The sequence below is a fragment of the Chelatococcus sp. GCM10030263 genome (assembly GCF_042666455.1).
Classification (GTDB): domain Bacteria; phylum Pseudomonadota; class Alphaproteobacteria; order Rhizobiales; family Beijerinckiaceae; genus Chelatococcus.
Map to the genome: position 1 here is coordinate 46,568 of NZ_JBHTDB010000016.1, position 18,416 is coordinate 64,983.

Sequence of the window (18,416 nt, forward strand, 5' to 3'; positions counted from 1 at the left end):
CTGGAGTTCCGCCGACAGCCGGTGCCATTTTTTGTCGCAAGACCCTTTGGCGGTCCCGACGCCGCTTCATAATCATCGCTGAAACATGAAAATAATCTCCAACACCGCGCGATCGCCCGCTGAAAAGGCGGAGGTCGCCAGGGGTGGGCCGCCGGGGTGAGCCGGCGGCTTCGTTGAGCGGGCGAGCGTCATGCCAGCGGCCGTCCCGTCTCAGATCTTTGCGACGAGTGCCGCCAGTTGATCGGCACATCGGCCCCAGCCTTCGTGAAAGCCCATCTTCTCGTGTGCTTCGCGATCGGCAACGGTCCAGTGGAGTGCGCGGGCGGTATAGCGGGTACCGCCGGCCTCGTCCGCGAAGGTGACGATCGCGGTCATGAAGGGCTTTTCGGACGGTTGCCAGGCGGTCTCATAGGCGTCGGTCATGACAAGCCGGGCATTCTCCACGACGTCGAGATAGACGCCTCTGTTCGGGAAATCATTGCCTTCCGGGTCGCGCATGACGATGAGATTCGAGCCGCCGGCGCGGACATCCAGCTCCACGTGGGGCGTCGTCCAGGGCAGGGGAGCAAACCACTGTCTCACGAGCGCGGGGTCAGTCCAGGCCCTGAACAGCTTTTCGCGCGGCGCATTGATGAGGCGGGTCAATACGAGCTCGCGGTCCGAGGCGGACGGGGTTTCGGCGGTCATCAGTCGTCTCCTTGTCGGGCCCGGGGTCCAGCGGGCGAGGAAGGCTAAAGGCCAACGTCTGGTTCACCAACCTCCCGAGGACGTGCCATGACCTCCTTCTCCGACAAGGCCGGCGAATTTTGGCGCTCGGTCTCCTTCACTTCGCTCAAGGCTTCGGCTGCGCCTCGATCTCGTCGAGCACGGCCTCGGGCGCGACGTCCTGCTGGATCTCCTCCATCTCACCATCGACGTCGGTTTCCACATCCAACCGCTCGGCGATGGCGGCAACCAGCGCTGCAAGTCTCGTCACTTCGTGTTCCGCGAGAAGGCTGATCTGCAGGTCGAGGTCGGCACGTTTGTCGGCGGCCGCGGCCATGCGGTTCTGGCTGATCAGCACGAAGGTCGACAGGAAGATCGCTTCGACGGAGGCCCACATCGCCAGGACCACGAAGGACTCGTCCCACCGCGGAACGCCTGGAATCCAGCCGAGATTGGCGACGATCCAGAAGCCGAAAAAGACGAGGTGCAGATAGACGAAGATCATGCTGCCGGTGAAGCGCGTGATCCGGTCGGCGATGACCTCCTGCAGCTTGGCCGCTGCGTCCTCGCGCTTGCGACGCTCGGTCAGTGACTGGATGTTCCGCTCCAGCACCGAGCTCAGGCCGTTGGGGTGTTGCGGCGGCCGCGTCGGGTTTTGCCCGACGCCCGTCTGTTCGGTAGGCGATGGGGCGACCATAGATTGTCACTCCATAGCGGCTGGAATGAAGGCGCAGCCGCTATGCCGACCCGCTAGACATCCGATCCCCTGTCGAAAACAGGTCGGTCCTCCGGCTCGTCGGTAATGCCTTCGTCCGGGATGTCCTCGGCCGCGTGGCGGGCCATTTCCGAGGTTTCGTCCAAACCGTCGTCGGTTTCGATGGCGCCGGTTCCGGAGAGGTGGAAATTGGTCTTGTCGCCGACCGGACGGTCGCCTTCGCCCTTTTCGCGGACCTCCTGGTCGAAGACGGTCTCTTCACCCTCCTTGGCCGGCTCTTCCTGGGCCGAACGTTCGCGTCCTGTCGCGGAAGGCAGGATCGGACGGTCGTTCTTGCTCACCTGGGCGGTATTGGCGTAGACGCTATCGGGCTCCGGCGGGTCGCGGTCCAATCGTGCCATGACTCACTCCTCTGTTGCTCAGAGGAGAACGGGTGAGGAGCAGGGCCGTTCCCCGAATTCTGGCCCCGCGGCAAGGTCGCGCAGCGGGCGGCGGGGCAATCACGGCGAAGCTGACCGGGAGATCAAATCGGCATACCGAAAAGCCGGCGGGCACCGCCGAGGTGCCCGCACGGCCGTGGCGATCGTCACCGAGGCGCGAAGGCTATCTGCGAATCGCGCGGACGATGGCGATGAGGATGCAGGCTCCGATGAAGCCGGCGATCAGGTAACCAATCCAGCCGCCGAGAGAGATGCCGAAAATGCCGAGAATGGCATTGGCAAGGACGGCGCCGACGATGCCGAGGATGATATTGGCGATCATCCCCATGTTGCTCTTCATGAACTGCTCGGCGAGCCACCCGGCTATGCCGCCGATGATAATGGCCGCGATCCAACCCACGCCAGCGTCTTCCATGAGGACCTCCTGTGTCCGGGGCGGTAACAAGGTAGGTTAGGGTGCCGGCCAGCCGCCGACAAGGCCGGTTTCTTGTGAATTTCGGCTCATCATCAGGTATTTAAAGCCCGGTAGCTACATTGGCGTGAGTGTGTCGGACGGGTATCGGCAGCCAGTGGCTATGGCGCGGTCGGGTGTGCCGGTGCAGAGTGGCGGCGCAGACATTGCGCCCGCGCCGCCGTCCTCCCCCCAACCTCACTGACCGAGCTCGACGCTGTTGCGCGTCGTGCTCTTCACGGGCTTTGACCTGGGCTCGTGAGCCATCGTCTTGGTGCGCGTGCGCAACTCGTCGCCGGGCTTCACCTGCGTCTTCGTCTGCGACTTCGAGAAGGTGCCGCCGTCGTGCGCCTGGGCCTTTGATTGTCCCATGAGATTGTTCGGATTGGCGTGGAGCTTGGTTCTGCTCTGCGCCTTGCCGTCGACCGCGGCCGCGCTGCCGCCCGAGCCGATGGAGGAGCCGACCGAGCCGTCCGCGCCGACCGAGCTACCGCCGGTGCCGAGTGTCGTCGCCGAAGTGCCGCCCGCGGCGGAGCTGCCACCCGAGCCGATGGTGCCGGACTGCGCATAAGCCGACGTCGCAAGCGCCAGCCCGGCGGCCAGGACCAGCGGGCGTAAGACATAACTGCCCATTGAAATCTCCTATTTCTGTCCGGGCTTGATCGTGACGATGCAGTTCTCGCCGGAACCGGTCGACGCCACGATGGTGGATCCATTCGAAGAACTCGACGTCGCGACGCTGCTGCTGCTGCTGGCCTGACCGTTCCCGGATTGCACGGTGACCGACTGGCCCGGCCCGCTGGTCGAACCCGTCACGGTTCCACCGCCGGCCTGCACGCTGCTCGACATCGAGCCGCCCGCATTGCCGCTTTGCTGCTGGACGATCGTGCAAGGCTTTCCGGACTGGGTCGTCCCGGTGAGCGTCTTGCTCTGCTCAGCCAAGGCAGGTCCTGACGCCAGCAAGGCGAGGGTGCCTGCGAGCCGAACGAGTGCCGTAATGGTCATGATGCACTCCTTCGTGGGTACGCGGGTCCCCGCCGAAGCGAGGACCGCGCGACCGACCGGATATCAGTCCTTCTTGTCGTGGCCGAGCGCTCGCCCGGGATTTTCCAAGCGGCCCTTGCCCTTGCCCTTGCCATTGCCGATGCTGCCGGTGGCATCGTTCATGCCGCCAGCGGCCGACCCGCCGGTGCCGACGGAGGACGAACTCGTTCCCTTGCCGGCGGAGCTGCCGCCGGTGCCGAGGGTGGAAGCCGAGCCGGAGCCACTGCCCGAACCCGCCGCCGAACCGCCTGTACCGATTGAGGACGAGCTATTGCCGCCGCCGGCCGAGGTGCCGCCGGTGCCGAGCGTGGAAGCCGAGCCCGAGCCGCTGCCCGAACCTGCCGCCGAGCCACCCGTGCCGATGGACGAGGAGCTCGTGCCGTCACCCGCGGACGTGCCGCCGGTGCCGAGCGTGGAGGCCGAACCGGACCCGTTGCCCGCGCCCGCTGCCGAACCGCCCGTGCCGATGGACGACGAGCTGGTGCCGCCGCCGGCCGAGGTTCCGCCGGTTCCGAGCGTCGTGCTCGACTGGGCGGAGGCGATCACCGCGCTACCGGCGAGCAGAGCCGCCGCAAGCGTCGGAAGAACGAAGTGCCGTCTCTTCATGGACAATCTCCCAATGTATTGCGCATAAGACTATTTGCGCAGTCTATGTGTACATTGGCTAGAACAGCGAACATGCGGGACAGTTCCAAGTAATGACGGCACTGAAAAATATTCCTGGAAGCTGGAATAAACGCCGTTGCCGATCGTTAGGCGTCCTTCGCTTTGAAAGTGGCATCGGTCTTTTGGAATAGGCGTCTCCGGGGAGGAGACAGGCATCGGCTATTCGGACATGACCCAAGCGGCCCGTGAACGGCGGCCTGGTGTATGTCGTGCGCCTCGATGGGTCGAAAAGAGGTCGGGTAAGTAGATCCTTTTGCGTCCCAATGCGTTATCGAAGCGGAGGGTAAACCATGCACCGATATACCGTTACATTACAGGCAGCCGCCGCGGCGTTCCTGATCGCCACGACTCTGCCGGTCTGGGCGCAGCCGGAACAAGGAACCGCCAGCCGCGAGTCGGCCTTTTTGCAAAGCTTCGAAGGCCGCTTTACCGGCACTGGCCGGTTGCAGCGAGCAAACGGCTCCGATCACAACCTGACCTGCAAGTTCAGCGGAGACAGCCAAGGGGCCGAGGTCGTTCTGAACGGCAATTGCTCGACCGCGGTCATTTTCGGCACGTCGATCCGGATCTCTATCCGCTACGATCCCAAGTCAGGGCGCTATGTAGGGTCCTTCCGTGAGCGCACGGGTACGATCGCCAACCTGGCGGGCGCCCGCAAAGGGGAGACCTTGTCCTTCTCCTTCGTCGAGACGGCAGAAAGCGTCAGGCCCAATCCGCCGGCACGGCTCACGATCACGCGGCGGAGCGGCAATATCGTCCTGAGCTTGCGCGGGACGGTTCCGAACAAGGGCCAGAACCTCGATCTCGTCTTGAAAGATAGCTGAAGCTGAAGGCGCCGTGGTGCCGGCGCGCTCACGTCGTCAGCGGCACCTGCCGGATATGGGCTGATATCAGTGCCTTGAGGCCCTCGCCGTCGCGCGCGGCGAGGGCCTCGGCCATGGCGATATGCTCGGCGCTCGATTGTTCGATCCGGCTGAGCGAATTCCATTGGCCGGCGGGCGCCGAGGAGAGGCGGCCGCGCAGCTCGTTGACCAGATGCACCAGCTCCTTGTTGGAACAGAGCCCGAGCAGGTGCTGGTGGAAAGCGAGATTAGCGTCGTAGAGCTCGAGCAAAGTGGCCGATCTGAGCAAGGCGGCGAAGCGCAAGGCTAGCGCGCGCGCCGCCGCGATATCGTCCTCCGTCGCGCGCTCGATGATGCTGTCGACGGCCGCCGTCTCCAGAATGATCCGCAGATCGCGGATGTCGTCGCTGCGCTGACCGTCAGGCGCATGGACGTGATAGCCGCGGTTGGGCAGATGCTCGACGAGCCGCTTCTCGACCAGCCGGTCGAGGGCGCGCCGCACCACGATACGCTTGGCCTCATAGCGTTGCTCGAGATCGATCTGCTTCAGCCATTGGCCGGGAACAAGCCGTCCGGACTGAATATCCCTGGCAATCATCTCGGCGACCGCCTCGAAATCGGCCGAAGGCTTGGGCCGCGGGCGCGGTCGCAACTGAAGGCTCATGGTCGTCCCTTTACTCCGTCGGCCGGCATGCCCCGCCATGCCGCAGCGGTAATCCCCATGACGCATCGCCCAATGCTTCGGCAAGTGCCGCCGAAAACTTGCGCTGCCCGCGGCTTGCCCGCGGTTCGGAACTATGACAGAAATTGGCGCCAATTTACATCGGATCGTCCTCGCCATCCGGATATTTTCAAATGCAGAACAGTGACGAGATCTGGCGGCTGACCGAGGCTAAAGGCCCGGCCTTCTACGCTTTGAGCGACCGTATCTGGGCCATGCCGGAGCTCAATTACCAGGAGCACCGCTCGGCCGCCGAGCACGCGGCGATGCTGGAGCGCGAGGGGTTCCGGGTAACACAGGGCGTCGCCGATCTACCGACCGCTGTCATGGGCGAGGCGGGGGAGGGTGGCCCGGTCATCGCCATCCTCGGCGAATATGATGCGCTTCCCGGCCTCAGCCAGGAAGCGGGCGTCGCCACGCACAAGCCCATCGAGCCCGGTGGTAACGGCCACGGCTGCGGCCACAATATGCTGGGCTCGGCGTCGCTCCTCGCCGCCACGGCGGTCAAGGACTATCTCGCCGCCCATGGGCTTGCAGGGCGCATCCGCTACTACGGCTGCCCGGCCGAGGAGGGCGGTTCATCCAAGGGCTTCATGGTCCGTGCCGGCCTGTTTGACGATGTCGATGTCGCCATCTGTTGGCATCCGGCGGCCTTCACCGGCGTCAACCGGCCGTTCTCGCTCGCCTGCGTCGAGATGGAATTCACCTTCCACGGCCGTGCATCGCACGCCGCCGCGGCGCCCCATCTCGGCCGGAGCGCCCTCGACGCCGTGGAGCTCATGAACATCGGCGTCAACTACATGCGCGAGCATATGCCCTCGACCGCGCGTGTGCATTATGCGCTCATCGACGGCGGCGGCATCGCGCCCAATGTGGTGCAGGCCAAGGCGACGGTGCGCCATCTCATCCGCGCGGCGACGCTGGAGGAGATGTGGGACCTCGTCGGCCGCGTGAAGAAGATCGCCGAGGGAGCGGCACTCATGACGGAGACGAGGGTCGAGGTCCGCCAGCTCAGCGGCGATGCCAATCTCATCGGCAATCGCCCGCTCGAAGAGGCTCTGTACCGGAATCTCCAGCGTCTCGGCGGGCCAGGCTTCGACGAGGCGGACCGCGCCTTCGCTCGCGAAATCCAGAAGACTTTCAGCCGCGAGGACATCATCGCCTCCTACGGCCGCTTCGGGCTCGTGCCGAAGCCCGACGAAGCGTTGAGCGAGGAGATCTATCCGCTCGATGCCGGCAACGACACCTCGGTCGGTTCGACCGACGTCGGCACGGTGAGCTGGGTTGTTCCCACCGTGCAGTGCCGGGTTGCCTGCTATGCGGTGGGCACGCCTGGCCATTCCTGGCAGCTCGTTGCCCAGGGGCAGGCGCCTGCCGCCCACAAGGGCATCGCGCTCGCCGCGAAGGCGATGGCGGGACTGGCGGTCGAGGTCATCGGCGACCGGGCCTTGCTGAGCGCCGCCAAGCAGGCGTTCCAGGCCTTCCGCGACGAGCACCCCTTCAACAATCCGATCGGCGATGTCGAGCCGCCGCTCGACATGGCTGCGCGCTGAACGGATGTCGGTGATGGCCGAAGGCGGCGAGGCCTTGCTCGACGGACTTCTCGCTTCCGCGGACCGCGAGCGGCTCATGGCGCATATCGGCGAATTCGCCAAGCGCGTGAAGCTTTCCGGGACGGCCGAGGAGCTCGAGAGCTTCCGCTATCTCGAAGCCGAAATGCGCGGCTTCGGTTATCGTACGGCACTTCTTTCGCACGACGCCTATATCAGCCTGCCGGTCAGCTCGGTCCTGCGCGTCGACGGCGCCGAAATCCGCAGCATCACCCATTCCATGTCACGCCCGACGGGCGCTGCCGGCATCAGCGCGCCGCTCGTTTATGTGGGCGAGGGCGGGCGCGATGACTTCGCGGGCAGGGATGTCGCGGGCAAGATCGTGCTCGTCGACGGCATCGCCGTAGAGAACGTGGCGGATCTTGCCTCGCGCGCCGGGGCGATCGGCGAAATCCATATCTCGCCGACGGAGCATCTCTACGAGATGTGCATCTCGCCGGTATGGGGAAGCCCGTCGCAGACGACCCGCGGCCATCTGCCGAAGACGGCTGTAGTCACCATCCCGCGCGATGAAGGGGCGGCGCTCAGGGCGCGTTGCCTCGCGGGCGAGACGGTTCTCGCCTCCCTGCAGACGGAGGTCGACACAGGCTGGCGCAAGACGCCGCTCCTCGTTTGCGATCTCGATGCGCCGGACGGCGGCGCGGATGCGCCCTTCGTGCTGTTCTCGGGCCATCACGACACCTGGCATTTCGGCGTGATGGACAACGGCGGCGCCAATGCGACGATGCTGGAGGCCGCGCGTTTGCTCGCCGGCGCCCGCGCGTCCTGGCGGCGGGGCTTGCGCGTCTGCTTCTGGTCCGGCCATTCGCATGGCCGCTATTCGGGCTCGGCCTGGTATGCGGACGAATATTGGGCGGAGCTCGACCGGCGCTGCGCCGCCCATGTGAATGTCGATTCGACCGGGGCGATCGGCGCGAGCGTGCTGACCAATTCCGGCGTGGTCGACGAATTAGCCGGCCTCGCCCGCGAGGTGATCGCGGCCGAGACCGGGCAGGTCCATGCCGGCCGCCGGCAGGGCAGGGCGGCCGACCAGTCCTTCTGGGGCGTCGGCATTCCGTCCATGTTCGGCAGTCTGAGCCATCAGCCGCCCGGTCCGGTGAAGATGCTGACCGCGCTCGGCTGGTGGTGGCATACGCCGCATGATCTCGCCGACAAGATCGACCCGGACAATCTCGTCCGCGACACGCGCATCGTCCTGCGCACGCTCTGGGCGCTCCTGGCGCGGCCTATTCTGCCCCTCGACTATGTGAGCTATGCGGAGGCGCTCCAGGTGGAGCTTGCTCGCATAGACAATGATCTCGCCGGCCGTTTCGACATCGCGCCGCTGCGCGCCGCCGCCGAGGAACTTGGCGAGGCGGCCCGGATCTTCGGCGCGATAGCCGCCGCGCGGGCTGACGAGGCTCGGGCGGGCGCGCTCGACCGCGTGCTCATGCACGCCTCGCGTCATCTCGTGCCGATCAATTACACGCAGGGCGATCGCTTTCGGCACGATCCGGCGGTGCCGCTGCCGGCCTGGCTCGCGCTGGAGCCGATCAGGGCGCTCGCCGCCGAGCCGCCGGCCTCGGTGGATCTGCCTTTCCATGCCGTCGACGCGCGCCAGGCGCGCAACCGCGTTCTCAAAGCCTTGAAAGAGGCGACTGCCGAACTTCGGAGCGCCCAATGAGGGGAACTATGATGTTGAACAAGTTCGTCTTTGCCGCGACTGCGGCCGCGGCGCTCGTCACGCTCGCGGCGCTACCGGCGGCCGCCAAGGACTGGTCGACCGTGCGTATCGGCATCGAGGGCGCCTTCCCGCCCTGGAATGCGACCGGCCCGGACGGCAAGCTCACCGGCCTCGATGTGGAGATCGCCAATGACCTCTGCGCCCGCGCCAAGGTGAAATGCGAGCTCATTCAGAACGAATGGTCGAGCATCATTCCGAGCCTCAATGCCGGCAAGTTCGACCTCGTGATGACGCTCGGCATCAATGAGCAGCGCAAGAAGGTGGTGGATTTCACCGTGCCCTATGCGAGCGGCGCCGCAACTTTCCTCATCCTGAAGGACGGTGGGCCGGTGAAGCCGCTGCCCATGACCGGCGAGCGGCTCAACCTCAACGACAAGGCGAAGGCCGACCCGGTGATGGGCGAGATCCATCAGACTCTCAAGGGCAAGATCGTCGGGGTCGTGGCCTCGACCAGCCACGAGCAACTCATCCGCACCTATTTCGGCGACGATGTCACCGTGCGCACCTACAAGAGCTCGCCCGAGCGCGATCTCGATCTGAAGGCCGGGCGCATCGATGCCGGCTTCGACAGCGCCGTCTATGGTGCCTCCATCCTCAGCAAGCCCGAGAATGCCGATATCGCGATGACCGGCCCGCTGCTGAAAGGCGCGATGCTCGCCACCGAAGTGGCCATCGGCATGCGCAAGAACGAGCCGGAGCTCAAGGCGATCTTCGACAAGGCCATCCAGGAAGCGACTGCCGATGGCACCATTCAGAAGCTCTCGCTGCAATGGGCCAAGATCGACCTGTCGCCGACCCTGCCGCCGCAGTGACGGGTGGATGATGCGATGACCGAGACATCCTCCACCCCCCGCCGTATCGCCCTTCTCGGCGCGCCCGTCGAGGTCGGCGCCTCCCGCCTCGGCACCTTGATGGGCCCGGCGGGGTTGCGCACGGCGGGGCTCTCGCCGCTTCTGGAGGAACTCGGCCACACGGTGATCGACCACGGCGACCTTCTGCAGCGCGATCTGACGCCGGTGGACGGGGCCGCGCCCGACAATGCACGCTTCTACGGCGAAATCGCCGCCTGGGTCAGGGCGCTCAGCGCCAAGGCCTATGAGCTCGCGCGCTCGGGGGCGGTGCCGATCTTCCTCGGCGGCGACCACAGCCTGTCGATGGGCTCGGTCAATGGCGTCGCCCGCCATTGGCAGGAGGATGGCCGGCCGCTCTTCGTGCTCTGGCTCGACGCCCATGCCGATTACAACACGCCAGCGACGACGCTGACGGGCAATATGCACGGCATGGCCGCGGCCTTTCTTTGCGGCGAGAGCGGCCTCGACGCGCTGCTCGGCGACGAGCCGCGCGCCTGCGTCAGCCCCGACCGCCTCAGCCTGTTCGGCACGCGCTCCATCGATCGGGGCGAACGCGACGTGGTCAAGGCACGCGGCATCGACGTCGCCGACATGCGGGCGCTCGACGAATATGGCGCGGGCGTGCTCATCCGGCGCGTCATCGATCGCGTGCGGGCGGCGAACGGCGTGCTGCATGTGAGCTTCGATGTCGATTTCCTCGATCCGTCGGTGGCGCCCGGCGTCGGCACGACCGTGCCGGGCGGGGCGACCTATCGCGAGGCGCATCTCGTGATGGAGCTCCTGCACGATTCAGGCCTCGTGCGCTCGGTGGATGTCGTCGAGCTCAACCCCTTCCTCGACGAGCGCGGCCAGACGGCGCGGCTCGCGGTGGAGCTCGTCGCGAGCCTCTTCGGCCAGCGCATCATGGACCGGCCGACGCCGTCGAATGCCGTCTTCCCCGGCGGGACATAGAGGGGATGATCTTGGATCAAACCGAACGGCGCCTCAGGCGGGGTCTCGCTCCGCGGGAAAGGGCACCGTTCCCTCCATTCGTAGGAGAAGGGAGTTTTCCTGGCCGGCAAAGGCTGGGTTACCTCTCCCCGCCTGCGGGGAGAGGTCGGGCGCGAAGCGGCCGGGTGAGGGGGATTTCTCGCCGTCCGATGATCTATGCCCCTCACCCTGTCCCTCTCCCCGCGAGCGGGGAGAGGGGACGCCAGCCTGAGGTGCGTTCACGCCGCCCTCTGGGGAGGATCACGTCGGCGCCTTTCTCACCAAGCCACCGCCCTACCTCGCAGGGGACGACCATTCCGCGCCAGATCACCCGGATCAGGAGACTGCCGGCATCATGAACCAGCCCGGCTTTTTCGATCTGCTCGGTTTCGGGCCGCAGGGCTGGGGCGTTGCCATGCTCACAGCCGCCGCGATGACGATCGCCGTCGCCTTGACCGGCTTCGTCTTCGGCGCGGTGATCGGCACCTTCGGCGCCTGGGCGAAGATCGCCGGCGGCAGGGTCGCGCGCGGCATCGCCGATGGCTACACTACCATCCTGCGCGGCATTCCCGATCTCCTCGTCATCTATCTCTTCTACTTCGGCTCGAGCGCGCTTCTGACGCCGCTGGGCCGGCTTTTCGGCGCGACCGGCTTCATCAGCCTGCCGGGCTTTCTTGCCGGCGCGCTCGCCATCGGCGTCGTCTCCGGCGCCTATCACACGGAGGTCTTCCGCGGCGCCTATCGCGCCGTGTCGAAGGGCGAGATCGAGGCGGCGACCGCGGCCGGCATGCCGCGCTTCCTGATGCTCCGCCGCATCGTCGCGCCGCTCGTGCTGCGCTATGCGCTGCCCGGGCTCGGCAATGTCTGGCAGCTCGTGTTGAAGGAATCGGCGCTGATCTCGGTCACGGGCCTGGTCGAGATCCTGCGCCAGGCGCAGATCGGCGCGGGCTCCACACGCCAGCCCTTCACCTTCTTCCTGGCGGCGGCGATCCTCTACCTCGCTATCTCCTCCGTTTCCGGCTGGACGCTGCAGCGCGCCGAGCTGCGCTTCAACCGCGGCCTCAGGAGGGCGTGATGGATTTCACCTTCATGGGCGAGACCTTCATGGCGCTGCTGCCGGGCCTGCCGCTCACCTTGCAGCTCGCCTTCACGTCGGTTGCCTGCGGGGCGGTGCTGGCGCTCTTCCTCGCGCTGATGCGCCTTTCGGGCGTGGCCGCTCTCGCCTGGCCGGCGCGTTGTTATGTCTTCCTCTTCCGCTCGACACCGCTCCTCGTGCAGATCTTCCTGATCTACTACGGGCTCGGGCAGTTCCGGGCCGTGCGCATGAGCATGCTCTGGCCGATCCTGCGCGAGCCCTATTGGTGCGCGATCATTGCGCTGTCGCTGAATACGGCCGCCTATGCGAGCGAAATCATCCGTGGCGGGCTGCAATCCGTTCCCCATGGGCAGGTCGAGGCGGCGCGCGCCGCCGGCATGGGGCGCTTCCTCCTCTTCCGCCGCATCATTTTGCCGCTCGCCATCCGCCAGGCGCTGCCGGCCTATGGCAATGAGCTCATCCTGATGATCAAGGCGACCTCACTCACCTCCATTATTACTCTCATGGAGGTGACGGGCATCGCCGCCAAGCTGATCTCCGAGACCTATCGCGCCATCGAGATCTTCATCGTGGCGGGCGCGATCTATCTCGCCATCAATTTCGTCATCACGCGGCTCGTGCAGTTCGCGGAGCATTGGCTGTCGCCGCATTTGAGAGCTGCGCCGGTGCCGTCCACGGCCGTCATGCTCGATCAAGGAGGAGCCGTATGAGCACCGACCGCGGCAGCGCCGCGACCGGAAATCCGGCAGTCCGCCTCACCCGTCTGCGCAAGAGCTTCGGCCAGCTCGAGGTGCTCAAGGGCATCTCGCTGGAAGCCAAGGAAGGGGAGGTCGTTTCCGTGCTCGGCTCGTCCGGCTCGGGCAAATCGACGATGCTGCGCTGTATCAACATGCTCGAAGTGCCCGATGCGGGCGAGGTCGAGGTGGCGGGCGAGCAGATCCGCTTGGAAGAGACACGCCATGGACGCCGGCCGGCCGACAAGCGCCAGGTCGACCGCATGCGGTCCGGTATCGGCATGGTCTTCCAGACCTTCAATCTCTGGTCGCATATGACGGTGCTGGAGAACGTCATCGAGACGCCGATCCATGTGCAGGGCAGGCCGCGCGCCGAATGCATCGCCGAGGCCGAGGCGCTGCTCGCCAAGGTCGGCATCGCCGACAAGCGCGACCACTATCCCGCCCATCTTTCCGGCGGGCAGCAGCAGCGGGCGGCCATCGCCCGCGCGCTCGCCCAGCGCCCGAAGGTGATGCTCTTCGACGAGCCGACCTCGGCACTCGATCCGGAACTCGTCGGCGAGGTGCTGCGCGTCATGCGCGGCCTTGCCGAAGAAGGGCGCACGATGCTCGTGGTGACGCACGAAATGGGCTTTGCCCGCGACGTCTCCAACAAGGTCGTCTTCCTCCACAAGGGGCTCGTCGAGGAGGAGGGCACGCCGGACGATGTCTTTGGGGCGAGCCGCTCCGAGCGCTTGAAGCAGTTCTTGGCGGGGTAGTTCTCCACCACCCCGCCCAATCACAACATCCCAATGCCCGTTCAGAAGGGAACCCAACAATGACGCTCATACGCAAGATGATCCTCGCGCTCGCCGGCTTGGCGATGCTCGCGGCGCCCGCGGCGGCTCAAGCCCCGCAGACGGTGCGCTTCGCCACCGAAGGCGCCTTCCGCCCCTGGAACTGGACGGAGCCGGACGGCACGCTCGCGGGCTTCGAGATCGAGCTCTACAAGGATCTCTGCGCCCGCGCGAAGCTGAATTGCACGATGCAGGCGCAGGCCTTCGACGGCATGATCCCGGCCCTCAATGCCGGCAAGTTCGATGCGATCATCGCCGGCATGTCGGCGACGCCGAAGCGCGCGGAGGCGATCCTCTTCACGATGTCCTACGGCTCGACCGGACAGAGCTTCGCCACCCTGAAGTCCAGCCCGCTCGCCAATCTGCCGGACAAGGGCAAGCTCTTCCCGCTCGCCACCGACGAGGCGGCGGCAATCGTCGAGGTCGAGAAGCTGAAGCCTCTCCTCAAGGGCAAGGTCATCGGCGTCCAGAGCTCGTCGATCGCTGCCGCTTTTCTCGACAAGTATTTGAAGGGCGTCGTGGACATCCGTGAATACAAGACGACGGAGCAGCACGATCTCGATCTTGCCGCCGGCCGCGTCGACCTCATCATGGCCTCTATGGCCTATCTCACGACCGCGGCGTCCAAGCCCGGCAACGAGGATATGGTCATCACCGGTCCGCGCTTCCAAGGCGGCATTCTCGGCAAGGGCAGCGCCATCGGCCTGCGTAAGTCCGATACGGCGCTCAAGGCGAAGCTCGACGACGCGATCCGTTCCGCGGTCGCCGACGGCACCATCAAGAAGCTGAGCGACAAATATTTCGGCTACGACGTGACGCCGCATTGAGGGCATCGTCGGTCAACGCGATGGACGGAAAACCCTCCACCGTCATGGCTGTGGCTTAGGTCGGTTATTTCGACTTCAGCGCTTTCCCAGTGCGGAACCCGGCACAGCCGAGTTCCTGAGCCGTCTCGATCAGTGGGAATCGGCGCCTTTCCCATCGGGATCCCCGGCACAAGGCCGGGGATGACGGTAGCGGGGCAGGTGCATCATTATGAGCCCGCGCTCCCCGTGCCATCCTCAGCCTCTGCCGGCGGCGGCTCCCAGCCGAAGACGCTGCGGCCGCCGTAATCGTGGGAGCGACGGCGCTCGTCGGTGATGAAGGCCGGCAGCGACGGCCCTGTCGCCGTGCGCTCCAGCCGCCGGGTCTGATCGTCGAGCCGGCGGATGGCGTCGAGCCGCTCGTCATTGCCGAGCTTCGCCTGGCCGATCGCCGATTTCAGCACGCCGATCGTCTCGTCATAAACCTTGAGCGGCACCGGATAGGGATGCCGGTCCTTGCCGCCATGGGCGAGCGAGAAACGCGCGGGATCGGCGAAGCGGCAGGGCGCGCCGTGCACGACTTCGGCCACCATGGCGAGCGAGCGCACCGTGCGCGCGCCGACACCCGGCACCAGCAGAAGCTCCGAGAAATCGGCAGGACCGCGGTCGGCCGCAGCGGCCAAGGCGCCGTGCAGGCGGCGGATCATCACATCCTTCGGCCTGACGTCGTGATGGGCGGGCATGACGAGATGCGGCAGGAAGGGCGCCTCCGGCGGGGCGGGGGTCTTGCCCCTGCCGTCGAGCGTCGCCGCCTCGCGGGCGATGCGATCGGGGCCGAGATCACGCAGGAGATCGAGCTGGCCACGGCGCGAGGCCTCGGCGCGACGGTCGGTGAGGTTGACGATCTCGCCCTGGTTCTTGCCGTCGATCGCCACATGCGGCGCCTCGACGAAGCTTTTCAGATCTTCCGAAAGCCAGTGATAGCGGCGGGCGAGGCGGCTCTCGCCATTCATGCCCTGCTGCACCACGACCCATTTGCCGTCATCGGTGACGATGAAGCCGTGGAGATAGAGGTCAAAACCATCCTGCACTGCGGCGCTGTCGACCTTGGCGACGAGGCGGCTTGCCTTGGCGAGCATCTCGCCGTCGAAGCCGACGCGCTCGCCGATGGCCGTAAGCTCCTGGGGCGTCTTGCGGGAATGGCTGCCGCGTCCGCCGCAGACATGGATGCCGAGCTCGCCCGAGAGCGGGCCGAGGCCGCGCTTCAAGGCGCCGATCACCGAGGTGGTGATGCCGGAGGAATGCCAGTCCATGCCCATCACCGCGCCGAAGGACTGGAACCAGAAGGGATGGGCGAGACGGCGCAGGAATTCCTCGCGCCCGTAATGGTGCACGATCGCCTCCGTGACGACCGCGCCGAGGCGCGCCATGCGGCTGCCGAGCCAGGCGGGCACCCGGCCGCTATGAAGGGGCAGATCGGCACTGCCGGCGCGTCGAGCCACGGAGCCTCCGGAACGAAATGCGAACGCTTTTCTAGCATGGAGCACCACAGGGCGCGAGGGGCAAGGGCGCTGGCCTTGCCTGCTAGCGGGCGCGGGAGACGCGCTCCATATGATTGGATGAGGTGAAATAGGCTAGAATGGCCTTTCGACACATCTTCGGCGGGACAGCGCATGGCGAGCGAGACTGAAGTTGCGATCGTCGGAGGTGGCGCGGCCGGTATTGCCGCGGCTCGCAGGCTCGCGGAAGCCGGGGTCGATTGCCTGATCCTCGAGGCGCGCGATCGGCTCGGTGGCCGAGCCTGGACGGTGGAGGCCGCTGGCTTTCCCGTCGATCTCGGCTGCGGCTGGCTCCATTCGGCCGATCGCAACCCCTGGCGGACGGTGGCCGCGGGGCAAAGCGCAACCGTCGACAAGACGCCGCCGCCCTGGACGCATCCCGCGCCCAACCCGGGCTTTCCGATTGCCGAGCAGCTCGCCTTCTCGAAGAGCCTGAACGTCTTCTTCGATCGCCTCGGCGGCTATCCCGAAGCCGAACCGGACGTGCCGGCCGCGACGCTTCTCGACCGGACCGGCCGCTGGAGCGCCCTGATCGATGCGGTCAGCACCTATTTCAGCGGCGCGGAGCTCGACCGCATCTCGGTGCGGGATTTCGCGCGCTATGAGGATAGCGGCGTCAATTGGCGCGTCGTCGAGGGCTACGGCACGGTGATCACCGGATATGCGGCCGGGCTGCTGGTCGAGTTCGGCTGTCCGGTGGACCTGATCGACCACAGCGGGGCGCGCCTCGCCATCGGCACGGCGATGGGCACGGTCACGGCCGAAGCGGCGATCATCACCCTGCCGAGCGGCCTAATCGCGGAGGAGCGCATTCGCTTCACGCCCGCCTTGCCGGCGAAGGTGGAGGCCGCCGCTGGCCTGCCGCTCGGCCTCGCCGACAAGCTCTTCCTGGCGCTGGATGCGGCGGAGGATTTCGAGATGGATAGCCGCCTCTTCGGCCATAATGACCGGACGGCGACGGGGGTCTATCACCTCAGGCCTTTCGGGCGGCCGCAGGTCGAGGTCTATTTCGGCGGTAGCCTCGCCGAGGAGCTGGAGGCGGGCGGTGAGGCCGCCTTCGTCGATTTCGCCGTGGGGGAACTCGTCGGGCTCTTCGGGGCGGATTTCGCCAAGCGCGTCCGACCGCTCGCCGTACACGGCTGGCGCGGCGATCCCTTTGCGCGCGGCTCCTATTCTTACGCTCTGCCGGGCAAGGCCGACGGCCGCGCCCTGCTCGCCGCCCCGGTGGACGATCGCCTGTTCTTCGCCGGCGAGGCCTGTTCACGCAACGACTTCTCGACGGCGCACGGCGCCTATCGCACGGGCATCGCCGCCGCCGAGCAGGTGATCGCCGCGCGGCACATGCAACGGGGACCCTGAGCCGGTCGGGCGACGAGCGGCGCTTGACGCGCAACGGGAAAGCCGCAAGATTGGCTCACGCCAAATCCAGAATTGGTTGGATTTGGTTCGGAATTCCGCCTGACCCGCTCGCGCTTGCTAGGAGACCTGCCCGTGCTCGTTCGCGACATCCGCCTCATTCCCCTGTCGGCGCCGCTGGCGCGGCCCTACGGCATGGCGAAGTCGCTCGCGCCGGCGCGGCAGACCACATTGGTCGTCATCGACACGGATGAGGGTCCGGCGGGGATCGGCGAGGCCTGGGGGATGCCGCAGGTCAATCTCGCTTATCTGCCCTTCCTCAAGAGTTATCTCGTCGGCACACATGTCGCCGACGTCGAGCTCTCCTTCACGCGCATCATCGCGCGGCACTACCATTTCGGCGTCCAGAATCAGCTGATGGGCTGCCTCAGCGGCATCGACATCGCGGCGAAGGATGCCCTCGGCAAGGCGGTCGGACTGCCGGTCTGCCGCCTCCTCGGCGGCCGCGGCAGCGACACCGTGCCGGTCTATGCTTCGGGCGGCTATATCACCGAGGACCCGGAGCGCGATTTTGCGCCGCAGATCGAGGCGATCGCGGCCGCAGGCCACCGTGCTGTGAAGATCAAGATCGGCTTGGGGCCGGATTCCGACGAGGCGCGCGTCGCGGCTGCCCGCCGGATCCTCGGCGACAAGGTCGACCTCATGGTCGACATCAATTCGAACTACACGCTCGATCTTGCCAAGGCGGCGATCGCCCGGCTCGCTGCCTATCGCATCGGCTGGGTCGAGGAGCCGCTGTCGCCGCCCGATGTCGAGGGCTACGAACTGCTGCAGCGCATGAGCCCGATCCCGATCGCCACGGGCGAGGCGCTCTACACCGTCTTCGACTTCAAGCGGCTCGCGGACCGGCATGCGGCCGACGTGCTGCAGCCCGATCTCTCGCTCTGCGGCGGCTTCTGGCAGGGGCGGCGCATCGCCGATCTCGCCGAGGCGAGCCATCTCAGGCTCTCGCCGCATGTCTGGGGTTCCGGCATCGGGCTTGCCGCCGCCGTGCATTACGTCGCCTCCCGCTCGCCCTATCCGCAGGCGCAGGCCGCGCCCTGGCCGATGCTCGTCGAATATGACGTGGGCGAGAACCCGCTGCGCGAGACGATCCTCGCCGAGCCGCTCCGGGCGGTCGACGGCGCCATCGCCGTGCCGAGCGGGCCTGGGCTCGGCATCGAGATCGATTGGGACGCGGTGAAGGCACACAGGCTCGACTGAGGCGAGGCGCGGGTAGTGGTGAGTGAAGTGAG

At 66.4% G+C, this 18,416-nt stretch carries 20 protein-coding genes; 11 read left to right on the forward strand and 9 right to left on the reverse strand.

Going from position 1 to position 18,416, the window contains the following annotated elements:
* Nucleotides 1-210 precede the first annotated feature (210 nt).
* From ACFQU1_RS22590 to ACFQU1_RS22620, 7 genes are all read right to left on the reverse strand, one after another.
* A complete protein-coding gene (locus ACFQU1_RS22590; RefSeq protein WP_378136988.1) occupies nucleotides 211-687 on the reverse strand; it encodes an SRPBCC family protein in 477 nt (158 codons plus the stop codon).
* Between the two features lie 145 nt (nucleotides 688-832).
* Nucleotides 833-1,402 carry a DUF1003 domain-containing protein gene (locus tag ACFQU1_RS22595; protein ID WP_378136990.1) on the reverse strand — a complete coding sequence of 190 codons (570 nt, stop codon included), beginning with the start codon at nucleotides 1,400-1,402 and terminating at the stop codon, nucleotides 833-835.
* A gap of 53 nt (nucleotides 1,403-1,455) precedes the next feature.
* Nucleotides 1,456-1,821, reverse strand: coding sequence for a hypothetical protein (locus ACFQU1_RS22600; protein ID WP_378136992.1), 366 nt, complete (start codon nucleotides 1,819-1,821; stop codon nucleotides 1,456-1,458).
* 202 nt (nucleotides 1,822-2,023) lie between these two features.
* Nucleotides 2,024-2,275 carry a GlsB/YeaQ/YmgE family stress response membrane protein gene (locus ACFQU1_RS22605; protein WP_378136994.1) on the reverse strand — a complete coding sequence of 84 codons (252 nt, stop codon included), beginning with the start codon at nucleotides 2,273-2,275 and terminating at the stop codon, nucleotides 2,024-2,026.
* A 234-nt stretch (nucleotides 2,276-2,509) separates the two neighbouring features.
* The gene (locus ACFQU1_RS22610; protein WP_378136996.1) at nucleotides 2,510-2,944 is read right to left on the reverse strand and encodes a hypothetical protein; all 435 of its coding nucleotides are present in this window, start codon (nucleotides 2,942-2,944) and stop codon (nucleotides 2,510-2,512) included.
* Between the two features lie 9 nt (nucleotides 2,945-2,953).
* Nucleotides 2,954-3,316 carry a glycosyl hydrolase gene (locus ACFQU1_RS22615; RefSeq protein WP_378136998.1) on the reverse strand — a complete coding sequence of 121 codons (363 nt, stop codon included), beginning with the start codon at nucleotides 3,314-3,316 and terminating at the stop codon, nucleotides 2,954-2,956.
* Between the two features lie 63 nt (nucleotides 3,317-3,379).
* Complete coding sequence (locus tag ACFQU1_RS22620) at nucleotides 3,380-3,961, reverse strand: hypothetical protein (RefSeq protein ID WP_378137000.1); 582 nt, start codon at nucleotides 3,959-3,961, stop codon at nucleotides 3,380-3,382.
* A gap of 350 nt (nucleotides 3,962-4,311) precedes the next feature.
* On the opposite strand from ACFQU1_RS22620, the gene ACFQU1_RS22625 reads away from it, so the two are divergent.
* The gene (locus ACFQU1_RS22625) at nucleotides 4,312-4,845 is read left to right on the forward strand and encodes a hypothetical protein (protein WP_378137002.1); all 534 of its coding nucleotides are present in this window, start codon (nucleotides 4,312-4,314) and stop codon (nucleotides 4,843-4,845) included.
* Nucleotides 4,846-4,873: 28 nt separating this feature from the next.
* On the opposite strand, the gene ACFQU1_RS22630 is transcribed toward ACFQU1_RS22625, so the two are convergent.
* The gene (locus ACFQU1_RS22630; RefSeq protein ID WP_378137004.1) at nucleotides 4,874-5,527 is read right to left on the reverse strand and encodes a GntR family transcriptional regulator; all 654 of its coding nucleotides are present in this window, start codon (nucleotides 5,525-5,527) and stop codon (nucleotides 4,874-4,876) included.
* A 191-nt stretch (nucleotides 5,528-5,718) separates the two neighbouring features.
* Here ACFQU1_RS22630 and ACFQU1_RS22635 point away from each other — a divergent pair, with 191 nt between their 5' ends.
* From ACFQU1_RS22635 to ACFQU1_RS22670, 8 genes are all read left to right on the forward strand, one after another.
* Entirely contained in the window at nucleotides 5,719-7,137 is a 1,419-nt protein-coding gene (locus ACFQU1_RS22635) for a M20 family metallopeptidase (protein ID WP_378137006.1), read from the forward strand.
* Between the two features lie 13 nt (nucleotides 7,138-7,150).
* Nucleotides 7,151-8,857: a M28 family peptidase gene (locus ACFQU1_RS22640; RefSeq protein ID WP_378137008.1), complete on the forward strand. Its 1,707-nt coding sequence runs from the start codon at nucleotides 7,151-7,153 to the stop codon at nucleotides 8,855-8,857.
* 8 nt (nucleotides 8,858-8,865) lie between these two features.
* Nucleotides 8,866-9,729 carry a transporter substrate-binding domain-containing protein gene (locus ACFQU1_RS22645; protein WP_378137011.1) on the forward strand — a complete coding sequence of 288 codons (864 nt, stop codon included), beginning with the start codon at nucleotides 8,866-8,868 and terminating at the stop codon, nucleotides 9,727-9,729.
* Nucleotides 9,730-9,744: 15 nt separating this feature from the next.
* Nucleotides 9,745-10,719, forward strand: a complete 975-nt coding sequence (gene rocF / locus ACFQU1_RS22650; protein WP_378137013.1) for an arginase — start codon at nucleotides 9,745-9,747, stop codon at nucleotides 10,717-10,719.
* A gap of 373 nt (nucleotides 10,720-11,092) precedes the next feature.
* On the forward strand, nucleotides 11,093-11,812 hold the full coding sequence (locus tag ACFQU1_RS22655; protein WP_378137015.1) for an ABC transporter permease: 720 nt from the start codon (nucleotides 11,093-11,095) through the stop codon (nucleotides 11,810-11,812).
* The gene (locus ACFQU1_RS22660; RefSeq protein WP_378137017.1) at nucleotides 11,812-12,543 is read left to right on the forward strand and encodes an ABC transporter permease; all 732 of its coding nucleotides are present in this window, start codon (nucleotides 11,812-11,814) and stop codon (nucleotides 12,541-12,543) included. Before ACFQU1_RS22655 ends, ACFQU1_RS22660 begins: the two co-directional genes overlap by 1 nt.
* On the forward strand, nucleotides 12,540-13,325 hold the full coding sequence (locus ACFQU1_RS22665) for an ABC transporter ATP-binding protein (RefSeq protein WP_378137019.1): 786 nt from the start codon (nucleotides 12,540-12,542) through the stop codon (nucleotides 13,323-13,325). The genes ACFQU1_RS22660 and ACFQU1_RS22665 overlap by 4 nt, the downstream gene beginning before the upstream one ends.
* Nucleotides 13,326-13,384: 59 nt before the next feature.
* Nucleotides 13,385-14,230 carry a transporter substrate-binding domain-containing protein gene (locus tag ACFQU1_RS22670; protein WP_378137021.1) on the forward strand — a complete coding sequence of 282 codons (846 nt, stop codon included), beginning with the start codon at nucleotides 13,385-13,387 and terminating at the stop codon, nucleotides 14,228-14,230.
* 206 nt (nucleotides 14,231-14,436) lie between these two features.
* On the opposite strand, the gene ACFQU1_RS22675 is transcribed toward ACFQU1_RS22670, so the two are convergent.
* The gene (locus ACFQU1_RS22675; protein WP_378137023.1) at nucleotides 14,437-15,708 is read right to left on the reverse strand and encodes a DUF763 domain-containing protein; all 1,272 of its coding nucleotides are present in this window, start codon (nucleotides 15,706-15,708) and stop codon (nucleotides 14,437-14,439) included.
* Between the two features lie 171 nt (nucleotides 15,709-15,879).
* Here ACFQU1_RS22675 and ACFQU1_RS22680 point away from each other — a divergent pair, with 171 nt between their 5' ends.
* Both ACFQU1_RS22680 and ACFQU1_RS22685 read left to right on the forward strand, forming a co-directional pair.
* On the forward strand, nucleotides 15,880-17,124 hold the full coding sequence (locus ACFQU1_RS22680; RefSeq protein ID WP_378137025.1) for a flavin monoamine oxidase family protein: 1,245 nt from the start codon (nucleotides 15,880-15,882) through the stop codon (nucleotides 17,122-17,124).
* A 132-nt stretch (nucleotides 17,125-17,256) separates the two neighbouring features.
* Complete coding sequence (locus ACFQU1_RS22685; protein ID WP_378137027.1) at nucleotides 17,257-18,384, forward strand: mandelate racemase/muconate lactonizing enzyme family protein; 1,128 nt, start codon at nucleotides 17,257-17,259, stop codon at nucleotides 18,382-18,384.
* Nucleotides 18,385-18,416 lie beyond the last annotated feature (32 nt).